General features: G+C 41.3%; 22 protein-coding genes. 12 read left to right on the top strand and 10 right to left on the bottom strand.

Features of this window, described 5'->3' with window-relative positions:
- The first annotated feature begins 81 nt into the window (after positions 1-81).
- Positions 82-1,164 carry an ATP-dependent 6-phosphofructokinase gene (locus ACFE90_RS24995; RefSeq protein WP_375505155.1) on the top strand — a complete coding sequence of 361 codons (1,083 nt, stop codon included), beginning with the start codon at positions 82-84 and terminating at the stop codon, positions 1,162-1,164.
- An 80-nt stretch (positions 1,165-1,244) separates the two neighbouring features.
- Here the strand turns inward: ACFE90_RS24995 and ACFE90_RS24990 are convergent, their stop codons facing one another.
- On the bottom strand, positions 1,245-2,372 hold the full coding sequence (locus ACFE90_RS24990; protein ID WP_375505152.1) for a succinylglutamate desuccinylase/aspartoacylase family protein: 1,128 nt from the start codon (positions 2,370-2,372) through the stop codon (positions 1,245-1,247).
- Between the two features lie 583 nt (positions 2,373-2,955).
- Positions 2,956-4,296: a hypothetical protein gene (locus tag ACFE90_RS24985; RefSeq protein ID WP_375505151.1), complete on the bottom strand. Its 1,341-nt coding sequence runs from the start codon at positions 4,294-4,296 to the stop codon at positions 2,956-2,958.
- A 1,336-nt stretch (positions 4,297-5,632) separates the two neighbouring features.
- On the opposite strand from ACFE90_RS24985, the gene ACFE90_RS24980 reads away from it, so the two are divergent.
- Together ACFE90_RS24980 and ACFE90_RS24975 are read left to right on the top strand one after the other, a co-directional pair.
- The gene (locus ACFE90_RS24980) at positions 5,633-5,767 is read left to right on the top strand and encodes a hypothetical protein (protein ID WP_375505150.1); all 135 of its coding nucleotides are present in this window, start codon (positions 5,633-5,635) and stop codon (positions 5,765-5,767) included.
- A gap of 82 nt (positions 5,768-5,849) precedes the next feature.
- Positions 5,850-6,134 (top strand): PIN domain-containing protein, encoded by a 285-nt coding sequence (locus tag ACFE90_RS24975; protein ID WP_375505154.1) that lies wholly within the window; start codon positions 5,850-5,852, stop codon positions 6,132-6,134.
- A 195-nt stretch (positions 6,135-6,329) separates the two neighbouring features.
- Here the strand turns inward: ACFE90_RS24975 and ACFE90_RS24970 are convergent, their stop codons facing one another.
- From ACFE90_RS24970 to ACFE90_RS24950, 5 genes are all read right to left on the bottom strand, one after another.
- The gene (locus tag ACFE90_RS24970) at positions 6,330-6,968 is read right to left on the bottom strand and encodes a histidine phosphatase family protein (RefSeq protein WP_375505149.1); all 639 of its coding nucleotides are present in this window, start codon (positions 6,966-6,968) and stop codon (positions 6,330-6,332) included.
- 203 nt (positions 6,969-7,171) lie between these two features.
- On the bottom strand, positions 7,172-7,693 hold the full coding sequence (locus ACFE90_RS24965) for a hypothetical protein (protein ID WP_375505148.1): 522 nt from the start codon (positions 7,691-7,693) through the stop codon (positions 7,172-7,174).
- Between the two features lie 216 nt (positions 7,694-7,909).
- On the bottom strand, positions 7,910-8,356 hold the full coding sequence (locus tag ACFE90_RS24960; protein WP_375505147.1) for a hypothetical protein: 447 nt from the start codon (positions 8,354-8,356) through the stop codon (positions 7,910-7,912).
- A gap of 339 nt (positions 8,357-8,695) precedes the next feature.
- Positions 8,696-8,878 (bottom strand): CsbD family protein, encoded by a 183-nt coding sequence (locus tag ACFE90_RS24955; RefSeq protein ID WP_334799374.1) that lies wholly within the window; start codon positions 8,876-8,878, stop codon positions 8,696-8,698.
- A gap of 342 nt (positions 8,879-9,220) precedes the next feature.
- Positions 9,221-9,685: a hypothetical protein gene (locus tag ACFE90_RS24950; protein WP_375505146.1), complete on the bottom strand. Its 465-nt coding sequence runs from the start codon at positions 9,683-9,685 to the stop codon at positions 9,221-9,223.
- A 254-nt stretch (positions 9,686-9,939) separates the two neighbouring features.
- Between ACFE90_RS24950 and uvrB the strand changes: the two genes are divergently transcribed.
- From uvrB to ACFE90_RS24935, 3 genes are all read left to right on the top strand, one after another.
- Positions 9,940-11,937 (top strand): excinuclease ABC subunit UvrB, encoded by a 1,998-nt coding sequence (gene uvrB, locus ACFE90_RS24945; RefSeq protein ID WP_375505145.1) that lies wholly within the window; start codon positions 9,940-9,942, stop codon positions 11,935-11,937.
- A 132-nt stretch (positions 11,938-12,069) separates the two neighbouring features.
- On the top strand, positions 12,070-12,300 hold the full coding sequence (locus ACFE90_RS24940; protein WP_375505144.1) for a hypothetical protein: 231 nt from the start codon (positions 12,070-12,072) through the stop codon (positions 12,298-12,300).
- Positions 12,297-12,566: a hypothetical protein gene (locus ACFE90_RS24935; protein WP_375505143.1), complete on the top strand. Its 270-nt coding sequence runs from the start codon at positions 12,297-12,299 to the stop codon at positions 12,564-12,566. The genes ACFE90_RS24940 and ACFE90_RS24935 overlap by 4 nt, the downstream gene beginning before the upstream one ends.
- Positions 12,567-12,576: 10 nt before the next feature.
- On the opposite strand, the gene ACFE90_RS24930 is transcribed toward ACFE90_RS24935, so the two are convergent.
- Complete coding sequence (locus tag ACFE90_RS24930; protein ID WP_375505142.1) at positions 12,577-12,723, bottom strand: hypothetical protein; 147 nt, start codon at positions 12,721-12,723, stop codon at positions 12,577-12,579.
- A gap of 109 nt (positions 12,724-12,832) precedes the next feature.
- Here ACFE90_RS24930 and ACFE90_RS24925 point away from each other — a divergent pair, with 109 nt between their 5' ends.
- Both ACFE90_RS24925 and ACFE90_RS24920 read left to right on the top strand, forming a co-directional pair.
- A complete protein-coding gene (locus ACFE90_RS24925; RefSeq protein WP_300413054.1) occupies positions 12,833-13,039 on the top strand; it encodes a type II toxin-antitoxin system HicB family antitoxin in 207 nt (68 codons plus the stop codon).
- Complete coding sequence (locus ACFE90_RS24920) at positions 13,036-13,257, top strand: type II toxin-antitoxin system HicA family toxin (protein WP_334759173.1); 222 nt, start codon at positions 13,036-13,038, stop codon at positions 13,255-13,257. Before ACFE90_RS24925 ends, ACFE90_RS24920 begins: the two co-directional genes overlap by 4 nt.
- Before the next feature lie 434 nt (positions 13,258-13,691).
- On the opposite strand, the gene ACFE90_RS24915 is transcribed toward ACFE90_RS24920, so the two are convergent.
- Complete coding sequence (locus tag ACFE90_RS24915; RefSeq protein WP_375505141.1) at positions 13,692-14,210, bottom strand: calcium-binding protein; 519 nt, start codon at positions 14,208-14,210, stop codon at positions 13,692-13,694.
- Positions 14,194-14,388, bottom strand: coding sequence for a calcium-binding protein (locus ACFE90_RS24910; protein WP_375505140.1), 195 nt, complete (start codon positions 14,386-14,388; stop codon positions 14,194-14,196). Before ACFE90_RS24910 ends, ACFE90_RS24915 begins: the two co-directional genes overlap by 17 nt.
- 66 nt (positions 14,389-14,454) lie before the next feature.
- On the opposite strand from ACFE90_RS24910, the gene ACFE90_RS24905 reads away from it, so the two are divergent.
- From ACFE90_RS24905 to ACFE90_RS24890, 4 genes are all read left to right on the top strand, one after another.
- Positions 14,455-14,703, top strand: a complete 249-nt coding sequence (locus ACFE90_RS24905; protein ID WP_375505139.1) for a hypothetical protein — start codon at positions 14,455-14,457, stop codon at positions 14,701-14,703.
- 110 nt (positions 14,704-14,813) lie between these two features.
- On the top strand, positions 14,814-15,374 hold the full coding sequence (locus tag ACFE90_RS24900; protein ID WP_375505153.1) for a Uma2 family endonuclease: 561 nt from the start codon (positions 14,814-14,816) through the stop codon (positions 15,372-15,374).
- Between the two features lie 204 nt (positions 15,375-15,578).
- Complete coding sequence (locus tag ACFE90_RS24895; protein ID WP_375505138.1) at positions 15,579-16,178, top strand: hypothetical protein; 600 nt, start codon at positions 15,579-15,581, stop codon at positions 16,176-16,178.
- 6 nt (positions 16,179-16,184) lie between these two features.
- Positions 16,185-16,394, top strand: a complete 210-nt coding sequence (locus ACFE90_RS24890) for a hypothetical protein (RefSeq protein ID WP_375505137.1) — start codon at positions 16,185-16,187, stop codon at positions 16,392-16,394.
- Positions 16,395-16,861: the final 467 nt, after the last annotated feature.

Raw genomic sequence — 16,861 nt, 5'->3', positions numbered from 1 at the left:
CGCTACTATCCACATCTGGATTCACAAAATATTATTAGTGGGATAGGTTCATACATTTGGATCAAAATGTCAAGAAAAGATATTGGAGAACTCAAGCGCATAGGAATTCTTACGAGTGGAGGTGATTGTTCTGGCTTAAATGCTGTGATTAGGGCTGTAGTGAATTGTGCTGTGGATACTTACGGCTGGGAGGTTTTGGGAATTCGTCAAGCGACTCTAGGATTAATGGCGCGTCCCCCACAATTTACTAAGCTGGAAGTTGATCAAGTTGACTCGCTGTTAACTGCGGGTGGCACAATGTTAGGGACAACCAATAAAGGCGACCCTTTTGCTTTTCCAATGGCGGATGGGAGTTTATGCGATCGCTCCGAAGAAATCATTGCAGGTTATCATGAGCTAGGTTTAAACGCTTTGATTGGTATTGGCGGTGATGGTAGTTTGGCAATTCTCCGCCGCCTCGCCCAACAAGGCGGCATTAATCTAGTAGGTATTCCCAAAACGATTGATAACGATATTGGCGTTACTGAACATGCTATTGGTTTTGATACAGCAGTCAATATTGCCACAGAAGCATTAGATAGGTTGCATTTTACTGCTGCAAGTCATAGCCGAGTCATGATTTTGGAAGTAATGGGGCGTGATGCTGGACACATAGCTATAGCTGCGGGAATTGCGGGGGGAGCAAATGTAATTTTAATTCCTGAAATCCCTTACACAGTTGAGCATATTTGCCACAAAATTAAAGAACGCCAAGAGAAAGGCAAAAACTATTGTTTGATAATTGTTTCTGAAGCGGTTCGTACCCACGATGGGGAAAATGTGACAATTACAAATCGCTTAGGTCAATCTCGATACGGTGGAATTGGCGAATATTTAGCAGATAAAATTATTGAACACATTGGTGTAGAAACGCGAGTCACAGTTTTAGGACACATTCAACGGGGTGGAACTGCTTCACCATTAGATAGATTAGTTGCAACTGCTTTTGGTGTTGCGGCAGTTAATCTAATTGCAGAGGATAAATACGATCGCATGGTGACATGGCAAAATCGCCAAGTTTTAAGTGTACCAATTACAGAAGCGATCGCTCAATATAGCGCCGTCGATCCCAATGGTACTTTAGTTAAAACCGCTCGTGGTATGGGTATTTATTTAGGAGACTGAAGTGAGTGCTGAGTGAGGAGTGAAGAGTGAGGAGTTAAAAAACTCTAAACTCTCAACTCCAAATGACAAATGACAAATGACTAACTAATAATTCCCAATACAAATTCGCCTTCATTTACGGCTTGATTGGTTGCAACATCATAAACCAATCCATCATGTTGAGCGCAGACATCTATTACATTAGGTAAGTGACCTTCTTTATTAAAACTGAGAATTTGATACAATTTTTCTCCAGCTTTTACAGAACTACCTAATGCTATTCTCGATTTAATCATCCCACCTGCGATCGCATAATATTTTTTCCGGTTGCTGCTAGATGCAAAGGTCATTTCATGGTTTTTTGTGTTATCCAATAAATTATGACTTTGCAGTACACCTTTTTGCACTAAATAATTTTTTACACCCCGTACGCCTTTAGCGACTGAATCAGGGTTCATTTGCATTCCTGAGCCTAATTCCAGTGTCCAAGCTTCCACATCAAACTTGATTTCTCTACCTAAATCTTGAAAACAAGCTTCCAGTGCTAACCAAGGTTTGATAAAAGCTTCATCAAAAGCATCACCATCATATTTATCAAGTAAGATTCCGAAATCAAGTAGGAAGTATTTTGCACTGTCTTCTCGATTTCGGAAGTAATAAACGTAGTCTAAAGCTTGATTTGTAGAACTATGTAAGTCAATTAAGTAGTCTGCATCTATACTCAGGTTTTGTAGCTTGTAGCCAAAAAGCTCAGTGTAGGGCACACCACTAGGAGAATTAATTTTTTCTAAAATTTTTGCAAATTGTTGCTTAATTATAGTTAGATAATTTTGTCGAACGACCTTTAGATCGATATGAAGTTGAGATTTAGTAAAAGCTACTAAATCATCAGCTTCTTTCTCGTAATCCCAAAATATGCGATTCCAGTCTTTGGCTTCGTAAACGCAGTATCTCCCAGGAGAGAAATGGTGAGCGCGTTCATTTGTTCCCATTGGATTACAAACGGGAAGCAGCCAAATTTCTCCAGTTAAATCTGTATGATTTGTTGATAATAAAAATTCAATTAGCTGGTGAATAACGGCATTACCAGCAATTTCTGCACCATGTAGATTAGATTGAATGTAAACCTTTTTACCAGGTTGAGCGCCAATGAATTTGTATAGTTGTAAGGATAGGCGATCGCCCGAAGCCATTTGACGTAATACAATACTTTCAATAACTGGCAGCATAAGAGAATTCAGTGATAATTTGAGTAAATTATGGCTGTATCTGTACCGAATTAAAAGCTACGTAAACCCAAATCATACCAAGTATCTTTGTAGGGTGTGTTATGCCGTTCGCTTTTAGCGTTCCCGCACCCCTGCTCTTAAGCAAGCTACGCGTAGCATCTCCGATAGGAGAAGGGTAGGCTAATGCACCAAATTATCTATGCCGAGAGTCTTTGATAGCAATAGTGGGTTACGAGGAAGGTGTAACCCACCCTATATTTACAAATATCCCCACCGTACTAAACAAATATTGGCAATTAGCTATGCTCAATTTCTCTTGTTATGGGACTTACGCAAAAATCGCCTAAAAGCTTAATTTATCGAACCGCCAAGACGCCAAGAACGCCTTCGCGCAGCGTCTCGCAGAGAAGAATTCGTAGAGCGTGCGTAAGTCCTATTGTTAGTTAAACAAGAGAAATTGAGACATAAAGAGCGACAAGTTGAGGCAGAACCTCAGAAAGTTCGGATCAACTCAACTGGAGGGGGACGTAAACTCAATTAAACACTCAGGGGTTAAAACACGAGATAGAGGAATTAACACTCCTCATGCCCCGTTTGCCAAAGTGCTGTAGGAGAAAGAGCTATCTGCAAAGATAAATTTCTCAAAGTTAGTCGTAGATAAGGTAATCGTGTTTCCATTGTTGTTGAAACTGATGTTGGCAGAATTAAGAGTATTGCCAGAAATAACACCAGATACAATCACTTGGGAGCGATTGAAAGCGCCCAAATCCAGGGTGTCAAAACCTTTACCACCATCAACACTCGCTTCCCCAAATCCTTTCAAGTAGTCATTCCCAGTGCCCAGATCAATCTTGATCCCGCCACCGATAGAGACTTTTTGTTGAACTCCATCTAGGATACTGGTGGCGATAAGAGAGTCATTCCCATCGCCAGTCTTGATGATTCCTTGTCCATAAATGCCGTATGCAGTACCACTAATTGTTGAAGATGCTTGTCCGGTAAGTTTGTCAGAATTCTTGCCCGTTTCAATGACTCCATCGTTGAAGATGCCATAGCTGGTGGCGTTTTTTTCAGAACTGTTCCCATAACCCGTAATCGTGTCGTTGCCCGACCCTGTAGTAATGGTGGCGTCTTTAGTGTTTTGGATGCCGATTCCAGCAGTAGTACCGCGATAGCCGATGCCGCCAGTACCTGTGCCAGTGATCGTGTCATCTCCGTCTCCGGTATCCAGTTCCTTACTGTTAGTGATACCAGTTCCAGTAGCGCCACCGCCGCCGTCTCTGCCGCCGTCGCTGCCCCTCCCTATGCCAGTGATCGTGTCTTTTCCTGAGCCTGTATTAATACTGCTACTGTTAGCGATGCCCGTCCCAGTACCGCCGCTGCCGCCCACGAAACCCCCACCACTCTCGCCGCCAGTAGCGGTGCCGGCGATCGCGTCGTTTCCATCTCCTGCATTAATACTGCCACTGTTAGTGATGCCGATTGCATTACCGCCATTGCCGCCGAAGTAACCCGAACCACCTGTGCCGCCAGTAGCGGTGCCGGTGATCGTGTCGTTTCCATTTCCTGCATTAATACCGCCGCTGTTAGCAATGCCTGTCCCAAAAGCACCATTGCCACTGTCATTGAGACCGCCACTGCCACTGCCACCGTTGCCTGTGCCAGCGATCGCATCGTTTCCATCTCCTGCATCAATACCGCCACTGTTAGCGATGCCTGTTCCAGAAGCACCGTCGCTGCTCTGTTCAGGGCCGTTATCGCCAGTAGCGATGCCAGTGATCGTGTCTATTCCTGAGAGTGTACGAATGGAACCTCCAGTTAAAATATCGATACCAATTGCGGGTGATGCATTTAACTGTTCTCCGATTAAAGTATCTGCACCCCCAGTGCCGATGAAATTGGGTGGAACGTTTAGTCTAGACATGAGCAAAATCCTCTTAATTAGGTTAGTAAGATCGCAAAAGCTGTTTGCACGCGATCGCGCACGTTATGCATAATCCAGTCTTTTTGTACAGTGCGTAAGTCCTAGTTCCAACAAAATAATTAGAATTTCAGGGCATTAAACCCACCCAACAATAGATGCGTAGGTCTAGCCCGCACTTCTCTACGAGACGCTGCGCGAACGACATACGGCGTTGCTGAATCATCGGATGATTTCGCCCAATTTGGAACGAATTATCAATGATTTCAAGCGCCGATTCATCCTGCATTTATGCAACGCCCGACATACTTCGACTGCGCTACCTTGGCTCCGGCTCCATGTCCGCAAGTCGAGATGCTCCCTTCGGCTACGCTCAGGGCATTGCGGCACAAGTCAGTACAAGAAGCTGAGTGACCACCGCAGGCATCGCAGTAAATATGAATTTTTCTGCGTTCAACTAGTACAGGTCGGCGTCAGTTTTCTTACCTTTAAGAAGGGGATTTTGCCCCAAGGCTTGTTATATAGAGATGGTATGTGGATTTACGCCGTGCTGTACTTGTAGATCATCTAACAGGCTGATAGCCATTTCCATAATCTGGAAATGACCTATGCACCTTACAAGGAAAGAAAATTTGATTACTTTCTTTCAGTATAATTACCACTAGTTCAGCATTTCATACAATCTATCTTTAGATATACAAAATATATATCTTTAGACTTAGCCATAAATTTACAACTCAGTCTAGAGAAGGCTTTTCACGGCGGACTATAATATGTCTTCAATTAACGTATCAATAAGGGTTTGACATAGTTGATGAGAGTTTAGTGCAGGATGGGCTAGGTTAATTCAAATCCCCGACTTCTTCAAGAAGTTGGGGATCTCGCAGCCCTTCAAATAAGTTTTGTTTAAGTATTGATAGCGATCGCGCAAAGCGCACTACCCTAAAGAGCGATCGCATAAGCTTTTGTCAAAAAGTTGTAATGTTAAGGCTTAATGTCGTAACGTTAAGCCTTAATCTTATGATGCTGGTGATTAATGTTGTAACGTTAAGGCTTAATGTCGTAACGTTAAGGCTTAATGTCGTAACGTTAAGGCTTAATCTCGTAACGTTAAGGCTTAATGTTGTAATCTTAGTGACGACAAGACATTCACTTATAACTGCGATCGTTGATTCAAGAACTAATAAATTCTCTCTAGGTAATTTTCTAGGAGATATCGATTGTGGTAAATAGAATGTAGGTTGGGTTGAGGGACGAAACCCAACACCTCAAAGTCTTGTAATTGTTGGGTTTCACTCCGTTCAAACGCCACTTCACTCAAGTCGGGAAACCCGCCCACATGAGTGGCTCCCCAACCTACGCACCTGTTTTATTTTTTTTGAAATGTTTATTTGAAAATGCCCCACCAACACCACCAGACTTTGACCCAGACCAAGCCAGATGGGAAGCTTTAAAGGAGAAACATAATCTGTGAAATTGCCTGAAATATTATTTAATTATATATAGATGAGGAAAACCAATATGCAAGCCTACAAGCTAAACGCAACAATTGATGAATTGACCTCTACTACATCATTCGGAAAGATAAAGGTCGAGCATCTGCTCTATCCCTTTTAAATAGAATTGTAACCTTCTGTCAAGTCGCAACAGTAGAGAGTACCACAATCAATATGGCATTAACTGCTAACTTTAGAGATTTTGAAGACGCTATTCAATACAGCGCTGCGGTACTCAATCACTTCGATGCTATTATTACTCGCAATCCTAGAGATTTTCCAGTTGCTACTCCCAGAATTATCACACCTGATGAGTTAATTCAGGAACTAACAAATACTCCATAAATGTATCATTGGCTCATTGGTTGCCGTTACAGCAGTACATGGAATACCGATTGATGGTGCGTAGGCGTAGCCCGTCGTAGACATCGCAACAATTCTCGTATTATATATTTTAAAAATTGGAATAAACGTTTACTGCAAATACACTGAGCCAGATAGCGAGGGTGAGCAAGGTAAAAATAATAACTCCTAACTCCTTCACGTTCCCGGTAAATTTCGCAACTGCTCATCCAAATGACTACGGTCTGCCAAAACCTTTAATAGTGGGCCATGTGAGGTAAATTCTACAATACTGACCGAAGCAACAGGGCATCCCAAACGAAAACGGAAGCGTCCCACATCAATCCCCAGTACACTACACAGCATAATTCTGATAGTTGCCTTGTGTGCAACGATTAAAACATTACCACTACTATAATTTTGCTTGATTTCTTCAATTACCTGTAAGGCACGAGAAGCAATTGTGACAGCCATTTCTCCGCCAGTTGGAGCATTCCAAGCCGGATCTGCTGACCAGCGAATATAATCATCGTGATATTCACGGCTAATTACTTCTGGCGTTCTTCCTTCCCACTTACCATAGTTGATTTCCTTTAAACCATCTCTGAGTTGTGGTTCTATCTGTATTGCTTCACATAAAGGTTTTGCTGTCAATACAGTTCGCTGCATTGGACTACAAAATATTGCTGTCCAATCCATAGAACTATATGCGTCAGCAAAAGCCTTTGCCATCTCCAAGCCTTCTGGCGTAAGTTCTGAGTCTATGGAACCGCAAAAGGAATTATTGCGGCTGCATTCTGTTTGTCCGTGACGGAGGAAATAAAGAGTTAGGCTCACGGTATATTCTCATTGATTGTAAATTTAAGAGCGTTAAACCAATTCGCAATTCGCAATACTCGCCAAAGGCGAGAAGCAAGCTACGCAATGACGCTCGCGGACTCGCTAACGCAATACAGTCCATTTTAATAAGCAAAAAAATAAAGGTGGGTAATATAACCCACCTAATCTCTTACTCATCCTCCAAACTTAAAATTCAGAAGTTACTTGTGACTACCCAACCACTTAGCCGCCGCAATTCCGAGAATGCCTGCTACTACAGGATTACTGAGAAACTTGATAATCCCTGGTTGCTCTGCCAGCACTTCGCGGAAAATGTCGGGATGGTTATGATACACAAAGGACGCTAGTTTGCTAACATCATCAGCACTCATGCGGCTGGGGTGGTGTGTAGAAAGCCCCAACTGTTGCTCTAGATGCTTCTCGTCTAGTTTTCTTTCCTTCAAGTGTTTGAAAAAGGCTCTTGCTACATCATCCCGTTCATTGGGTTTAATTTGTGCGATCGCCTGTTGTAATTCTGGCTCCATTTGGCTGGTCGGAATGTGATCGGGATGTAAAGATCGACCAAATAAGTGCCGACGTTGATCTGGTGTTGTCCGTTGAGCAAAATCATCAAAGTTTTGATATTCCGCCGTTGATTCAGCTGTGGTATCATCCAGAGATTCAACATCACCTTTAGCCAAATCTTTCATTATTTGACGCTTATAATCTTCGCTGGTTGCCACTTTAATAATCTCCTTTTTTATCAAATTTTTTAGTATGGCTAGTACCGCAAGGCGGAAATCATGCATTCAAAAGTCAAAAGTCAAAAAAACTTTCTTCCGAGCTTCTTGCGCCATTTGAAATGGTACGTTTATTTCTACGCTTGCTGTACTAGTATTTGCAGACCCTAATTCCAAATTCATCAAACTATCTTCAAGTTTCAATTGCAAATACAGCAATTAGGTATACTTGACTTGATTAGTTTGAGTGTCATATTCAGTAGTCAAAATCAATTGTTTATCAGGTGCGTAAATCAAAACCTTCAAGTCTTGTTTTGGGAAGTTTTTATGAAAACCTTGAACTAAAGATTTTGCTAATGGTCGCACTTCGTTCGGACGAACTTTAGGGGAAATTACAACACCCAGTTTGTTGTTATCACGAACAAAAGCGTCCTGAACTAATCCTTGAGATGCTTGCACAACCCAGTTACCAAAGGTTTGTCCTCCTGGGGTATTGCCTCGCTCTAACTCTGCATAAGTTACATCTCGGCCAATTGCTGAGGGAGTAGTTGAACGGTCAACTCGTGACATTGTACTTGTACCACCACCACAGGCGGTAGTTATCATTAGTATTCCGATTAAAATAAAAGTCGCCAATATTTTGCGACTTTGCTGAAGCAGAATCATTTTTTTACCTCCCGAAAAAACACTTTAAACAACAGATAGAATAGGTTTTATATTTAAACTAATTGCTTTTATAAACTTGGAATATATAGATATAGAGATATATAGAGGTTATTGCTCTAATTTGTAATACATTTATTTTTTAATGCAGAGACGTAAGAAATTACGTCTCTACAAGTCTACAAGAAATTCCGCAAATCAAGCTACTTCATTAACTTTCCACGCTTGCTAAGAGTAGAAGAAAAAAATATAGCATTGAATCTTCAATCCTTCATGCTTTTTTGCAAAAATGGAATCCACCCCATTTATATTCCTATTTCTGCAAAAAATTTGAACTATTTATTAGTCAATATTTTTCTTGACACTATCTTTTACGTCTTCAATGCCGTGACGTACTTCGCTTTCAGCTTGCTTTGCTTTACCTTTTGCTTTATCTTCTGGATCTCCAGTGACATTTCCTAAAGCTTCTTGGGCTTTACCTTCAACATTTTTAGCGGCTGCTTTTGCGCGATCTTCTATGCTCATTTTGTACTCCTATTTAATCAAAAATTCATTTCAAATTTGTAAACAAACTTTGAAATGTTTTGTTATTACTTTTACACACTAACTTAAAGTTTTTGCTAAAGCCTTCTACCACAAGACATATTAAACAATTAAAAATTAGAAATTAAGAATTAAAAATTAAGAAAACTAGTTAGAGTAAGCATCTTGGCTATTATTTGAATCTTAACTAAAGCAAGAACGGCTGAATTACCTATGCTAAAAGACATAGAACAAGTGCAAATTCTCTACTTTTGACTGTTTAAATAAAAAACCCAGCTTCGTATAGAAACTGGGTTAATAAAGTTATGAGGATATTTTATTTGTCTAATCTAGAAAACCCATCAGGTTTTCAGAATTGTCAATCTCATTTGATGCGATCGGACGATTACCGAAGGTGGAATAGCTTTCATCAATTACCAATAAACTTGAGCCAATTGGACGAACCCCAGAGAGATTTATACTTTCAACGACTTCAAATTTATTAGCGCCAATTGGACGAATACCCATTGAGTTATAGGTTTCAACTACTTCCAAGCTACTGGTGCTAACGGGACGCACCCCAGCAATTGAGAGGTGTTCAGCAACTTCTAAGTCGCTAGCGCCTATGGGACGAATTCCAGAAATGGCGAGTGTTCCAGAAGCTCCAACTGGCAGTTCATTAACTTCATCGACTTTATCAGCATTCAAGCTCTGGTCTTGTTGATTTTCAACTTCCTCTCTAGCTTCCCCTAGAGACTTGGCATACTTTTGCCGAGAACTAGTTGCTTTGCCAGCGTTGCTAATAGTCATAAACGAAAACCTCTGGTTTGTTAATTGAATTTTACAATAATTAAGGTAAAGATGAAATTTTTTCCCATATACATTAGAGTTTAACCTTAAAAAACCTCATATAGATATAAGAATCTTTAAAACTAATACATAAGTAAATTTAAATAAATAATTTTTGTGAAGAATTATTACTATTTATTTGCTCTAATAACCCAGCTACAATGGATACAGGGCGGAATCGTCACCATGAAATAGGGTATTAACAGCAAAACTGTATGACAGAATTTTGTCTTCAAGCTCCCTTTAGTCCGACAGGCGATCAACCACAAGCGATCGCACAACTTACTGCTAGTATCCAAGCGGGTAATCGTTACCAAACTTTACTAGGAGCTACTGGAACTGGCAAGACATTTTCGGTAGCAGCAGTTATTGAGAAAATTGGCAAGCCTACTTTAGTTCTGGCGCATAACAAAACCCTTGCTGCCCAGCTTTGTAACGAGTTGCGAGATTTCTTTCCCAACAACGCAGTTGAGTATTTTGTTAGCTACTACGATTATTATCAGCCAGAAGCGTATATTCCCGTTACCGATACTTATATTGAAAAAACGGCAGCGATTAATGATGAAATAGATATGTTGCGGCATTCAGCGACGCGATCGCTTTTTGAACGCCGTGATGTCATTGTCGTTGCTTCTATCAGCTGCATTTATGGTTTAGGAATGCCAGCAGAATATCTGAAAGCTGCCATCCCCCTTCAGATAGGTATGGAAGTAAATCAACGCCAAATTTTACGGGATTTGGCAAATGTTCAATATAGCCGCAACGACATAGAAATGGGTCGGGGAAAATTTCGCGTCCGTGGTGATGTCTTGGAAATTGGCCCAGCTTATGAAGACCGAATTATTCGTGTGGAATTCTTTGGTGATGAAATTGACGCGATTCGCTACATTGACCCGGTGACAGGGGAAATTCTCAAAAGTTTGGAAGCGGTAAATATCTACCCAGCACGCCACTTTGTCACCCCAGAAGAACGGTTAGAAGTAGCTTGTAATGACATCGCAGCAGAATTAAAACAGCAAAAACTAGACTTAGAACAAGCTGGGAAACTATTAGAAGCGCAACGCATAGATCAACGTACACGCTATGACTTGGAAATGCTGCGCGAAGTAGGTTACTGCAACGGCGTTGAGAATTATTCCCGTCACTTAGCAGGAAGACAAGCTGGAGAAGCGCCAGAATGTTTAATTGATTATTTTCCCAAAGATTGGCTACTAGTTATAGATGAATCTCACGTTACTGTGCCACAAATTCGCGGCATGTATAACGGCGATCAAGCGAGAAAAAAAGTTTTAATTGAACATGGATTTCGGCTTCCTAGCGCTGCTGATAACCGTCCTTTGAAAGCAGAAGAATTCTGGGAAAAGGTGAATCAGTGTGTTTTTGTTTCAGCAACTCCTGGAAATTGGGAATTAGAACTTTCTGAAGATCATGTAGTTGAGCAAGTGATTCGACCAACTGGGGTAGTTGATCCAGAAATTTCCGTGCGTCCCACAGAAGGACAAATTGATGATTTGTTGGGAGAAATTAAAGATAGAGCCGATCGCCATGAACGAGTGTTAATTACCACATTAACTAAGCGGATGGCGGAAGATTTAACCGAATATTTACAAGACCACGGTATAAGGGTAAGGTATTTACACTCCGAGATTACTTCTATTGAGCGCATTGAAATTTTGCAGAACTTGCGCGAGGGGAAATTTGATGTATTAGTTGGTGTGAACTTGCTGCGGGAAGGTTTAGATTTACCTGAAGTTTCCTTAGTAGCAATTATGGATGCAGATAAAGAAGGTTTCTTACGAACCGAGCGTTCCTTAATTCAAACTATTGGTAGAGCCGCGCGTCACATCCAGGGACAGGCGATTTTGTATGCCGATAATATGACAGGTAGCATGATTAAAGCTATTGATGAAACAGATAGACGGCGTGGTATTCAGACAGCACATAATCGACTGCATGGGATTACACCGCAACCAATTGTCAAAAAATCAAGTAACGCGATTTTGGCATTTTTAGATGTATCTCGGCGGTTAAATGCAACTGATTTGAAAGTTGTAGATGAACATATAGATGAACTGCCATTAGAACAGATTCCAGGGTTGATTACTCTGTTAGAAGCACAGATGAAAGAGGCGGCGAAGAAACTGGAATTTGAAGAGGCGGGGAAATTGCGTGATCGCATTAAACATCTGCGGGATAAAATGTTAGGAAATTAACGTGAATCTTATACTCACGAAACAGTAGTTACCCGCACAGAAAGGTTATCCCTTGGGTGACAAAGCGCTCAACTTGCCACCAAGAAGCGATAATGGATAAGATGCCATTTACGTTTTAAGAGTGTGGTAGCCATGACTGAGTTACTTGAGCGTGCGATCGCGCAACTGAAAACTCTACCTGTTGCCGAACAGGATGCGATCGCTGCTCGTTTCCTTGCCGAGATAGAGGATGAGCAAAGATGGAAGGCTCAGTTTGAATCTACAACAGATGCTCAGTGGGATCGGCTAGCTGATGTGGTACGGCAGGAAATTGCTGCTGGCGACATCACTCCTCTAGCTGACGTTTTTCCCTCTGAGCAATGAAGTCAAGTGTTACGAAGGTATTTCGCAAGAAACTTGATGGGCTTCCTGCATCAGTTCAAGAGCAAGCTGCCAAAGCCTATGCTCTTTGGCGTTTAGATCCTTACCACAATAGTCTTCAGTTCAAACGAGTTAGCCAGCGCCAACCAATATATTCGGCTCGTGTTAGTTTAGACTACCGCGTTCTTGGCTTGTTGCAGGATGATCATATTTACTGGTTCTGGATTGGCGCACATGCAGAGTATGATGAACTGCTTCAGAAATTGTAGCGCCAGCAGCCTAACCGTTAGCTTTTCCATGCGCGTAGGCGTAGCCCGTCGTAGACATCGCCAGTAAAGCATCTACGGGATAAAATACTTGCTTAGAATAGTGCAGTTTGAAACCGAAGCCAACCGACAATTTAATAAATGATCGACGAGGATGCATAGACGCACCGAGAAATATATAGTTTGAGGTTGAAATGCAAGTGGAAGGCAGATTTAGGAGGCTTACTTGCTAAGATCGAGAACAGTTATACACATTTTTTGTTATCAATATGAGACAGGTAATCGTGTATCGAGATGAAGATGGCTACTGGATTGTAGAGTGTCCCAGCCTAAAAGGTTGTCTTAGCCAGGGTAAGACTAAACAGGAAGCGCTTTCCAATATCAAAGAGGCGATCTCAGGTTACATCGCCGCGTTGGAGGAGGATGGCTTGCCTGTTCCAGAAGATAACTTTGAAACGTTTCTGGTACTCGTGTGAGCAAACTACCGAGCATTTCAGGAAGAGATTGCACCAAAGCCTTAGAAAAGGTGGGTTTTTACGAAAAGCGTAGGCAAAGTAGCCATATTATTCTACGACGAGATGAACCGTTTGCTCAAGTTGTTGTCCCAGATCATCAGGAATTAGCTAAGGGTACGTTGCGGGCAATAATTCGGGATGCTGATTTAAGCGTAGAGGAATTTATTGCATTGCTATAGGGCTGCACTGGCTGAGGCGATCGCATTAAACATCTGCGGGATAAAATGCTAGGACGTTAATGTGAAACTTATACTCACGAATCAGCAATAACCCACGCAGAAAGGTTATCCCTTGAGTGACAAAGCGCTCAACTTGCCACCAAGAAGCGATAATGGATAAGATGCCATTTACGTTTTAAGAGTGTGGTAGCCATGACTGAGTTACTTGAGCGTGCCGCAGCTACGCCCGTCGTAGACATCGCGCAACTGAAAATACCTGTTGCCGAATAGGATGCGTAGGCGTAGCCCGCCGCAGGCATCGCTGCTCGTCTTCTTGCCGAGATAGAGGATGAGCAAAGATGGAAGGCTCAGTTTGAATCTACAACAGATGCTCAGTGGGATCGGCTAGCTGATATGGTCAATCTCTCGGTTGTGGTTGACTTAACACACGGTTTCTAGAAAATGTTGATGGTACCATTGAAAAGCAAGATGAAATTAGAAAATGTCGCAATCTGAGTGTCTTCAACGAACAGTGCGCCTGTACTGCTGTTGAGCGTAACCGCATCGAGAGCGTCTGTATCTATTCCGAAACCTTCGGCGGAAATCCAAATCTCATCATCATCAGATATGTTATTGAAGTCAGTGATGGTATCAATTCCTTCATCTGGGGAATTAAAGTAAAATTTATCGGCACCGTCTCCGCCTGTAAGTATGTCCTTGCCCAAGCCTCCAACTAGGTCGTCATTACCGTCTCCGCCTGCAAGTATGTCGCTGCCCAAGCCTCCAACTAGGGCGTCATTACTGGCATTACCTTGTAACACGTCATTGCCATCATTGCCAATCAGGCTATCATTGCCAGCGCCACCGAAAAGGTTGTCAGCACCCGCCCCACCTTCTAAGGTGTCATTACGGGTGCCGCCAGTCAGCACGTCGTTGCCATCATTGCCAATCAGCTTATCATATGCCAGCGCCACCCAAAAGGCTGTCATTACCAGTACCACCATTTAAGATATCGTCACCAAAGCTGCCATTCAGGGTGTCATTACCAGACGGGCTATTAGCATTGCCACCCCTAGCCCATCCATATAATATGTCATTTCCCGAAGTTCCATTTCTTGTGTCAGAACCTGTGGTGCCGTAGATAGTTGCCATTTTTGTTTTTTCCTAACTTTACTAATTGATATTCAGGGTAAAAGTCACCTTATCATATTTGCAGAAATGGATTTATCGATCAACAGTGATGACAGGGTTGTTTGGCGATTAGCTCAGGAAAATCAGATGATTTTGCTTACAGCTAATCGCAGCATGAAAAAGAAAGATTCGCTCGAACAAGTCATACGTGAAGAAAATACCTTAGCATCGTTACCCGTAATTACGATTGGCAATGCCGATCGACTGCTAAACGACTCTGAATATCGAGGTCAGTGTGTTGAAAGTCTGATTGAAATTGTGCAAGATACAAGATAGTTATCGAGGTGCAAGGCGAATCTTCATCCCGTAATGTGGTTAACTATTCGTTCATTGCGATCGCATTAATCATCAGCGAGATAAAATGTTGGGACATTAACGTGAATCTTATGCTGACCAATATTCGCCTAATTAGTGTTCAAGAATATCACCGAATGGCGGAAATGGGGATTTTTCATCCTGAAGAACGCTTAGAATTAATCGCGGGACAAATCATCAAAATGTCAGCAAAAGGAACTGCTCACGAATCAGCAATTACCCGCACAGAAAGGTTATTACGTCAACGTTTGGGTGACAAAGTTTTATTAAGAATCCAGTCACCAGTGCAACTTGACGATTACTCGGAACCAGAACCAGATATTTCAGTAGTGAAGCTGAATCCATTAGATTATGAGGATCACCATCCCAATGCTTCGGAAGTGTTTTTACTAATTGAAATAGCTGATTCTAGTCTTAAATATGATCGAGAAGTAAAAGCGATCGCTTATGCTAAGTCAGGTATTATTGAGTACTGGATTGTAGATGTGAATGGACGCAAGTTGTATATGTATCGTCTCCCTAGTCCAGACGGATATCACAGTGAGAGCATACTTGCAGAGGATGTGACAATTTCACCTTTAGCCTTCCCTGATTGTGCTATGGCTATTCGGGAATTATTACGAAAAATCTGAGAGGCGATCGCCAGAAAGCATTTACGAGATAAAATGCTAGACCGTTAGTGCTTGGTCAGGGTAGCAATTCGGTGGATGTAGAAATAGCCGTACTCAGGTACAAAATCAAGTGAATATACGGAATACTTTTGAAGAATAATCCAGTAGAACTATTTTTTAGCATATGTTCTAAATTGGAAAGTTAAATATAGGGTAAAGCTTAATATGTCAGAGACAACTAAAGAAGAAAGCAGGGAGAATCACAAGAGAGGTATTCCTCTGTATATTGATCAGAGCGAACCTAAAATTAACGATCCAGCCTTATCCGAATCTTATACTGGCTGGCGTGGATCTAATGAGATATCTTTTAAGTTACTCCAATGTCTTGAAGCGATGCGGGATCTTTCAAAGATTATGGAGAGTCTAGCTAATTTCGACGATCACAATGCCGATCAACGATTAGTAAAGCAACTCTCATCTCCTCTCTATGCAATGGTAGGTGGCATTTTAGATATGTTTAATGAATTAGAAAGTAATGCTAAAAATTATACTTTACTAGCATCTCCTCAGCATAAAGAAATTATAAATAAAAAGAAGCAATTTATATTAGATGTAATAGATAATCAAAGTAATTTACGAATTGTGAGAGACAAAATAGACTCACATATAGACAAACAGGCAGTAATTAAGCCCCAAGATTACTGGTCAAAAGTAGATATTTGTGATTTCTTAAAATTGATGGGAGGCTGCTTAGAGCAAATCTTCTATTTACTTTCTCTGAATGTTTATGGCTGGACAAGAGAAAGTGGTCATCCTGATATATAGAGTTTAATGAGCGTTGATGGTAAGGTAGTTGACTTTTATATGCAAAATGGTCAACCTCATTCCATCATAAATGTAACTTTGGTAAAGTCGCCAAAATATGGCGTATTAAGCGAGATTAAAGCCTTTATTCAACTATTTAATGAGGTGGCACGCAAATATCAAGGCGTAGAATTGATAGAAATTTTAGAAAAGGATGACACAGAATTAAAGCAATAAATATAATTGCGAGAGATAATTTGTCATCAGGAATTACAACACTCATTGGATTCTGCCGAAGAAAATTGAATTATTCTGATTTAAAGATAAACGATTCTGCATGGTAGCGACAGCAGTTGAACACTGCTTTAGTGTAGACGGAACATAGGTTATCGGTGAGAGTTCAAGGTTAGTAGCCGCCGTACCACCAGAAAGTTTTTTTTTCAAAGCGATCACCTAATTTGCTCCCATCTGAAAAGCACATACCATTTATAACAAGCATAATCGCCTACAATTGTGATTCTGGCACAGTATGCGATCGCCCATTTGTACAGACAAGTGCAGTTTGAAACCGAAGTAACAGATGCGTAATAAGAGTATACATGGAGGATAAATAACATATATCCTAAGCCAGACGGATGTGAAAAAATAGTTACAGCAGATTGCAGGTTTATGAAGTACAGTAGCAACAGTCTGTAAACCAGTTT

This window comes from uncultured Nostoc sp., assembly GCF_964245445.1.
Classification (GTDB): Bacteria; Cyanobacteriota; Cyanobacteriia; order Cyanobacteriales; family Nostocaceae; genus Nostoc.
This window is presented reverse-complemented; position numbering and strand designations above follow the sequence as displayed.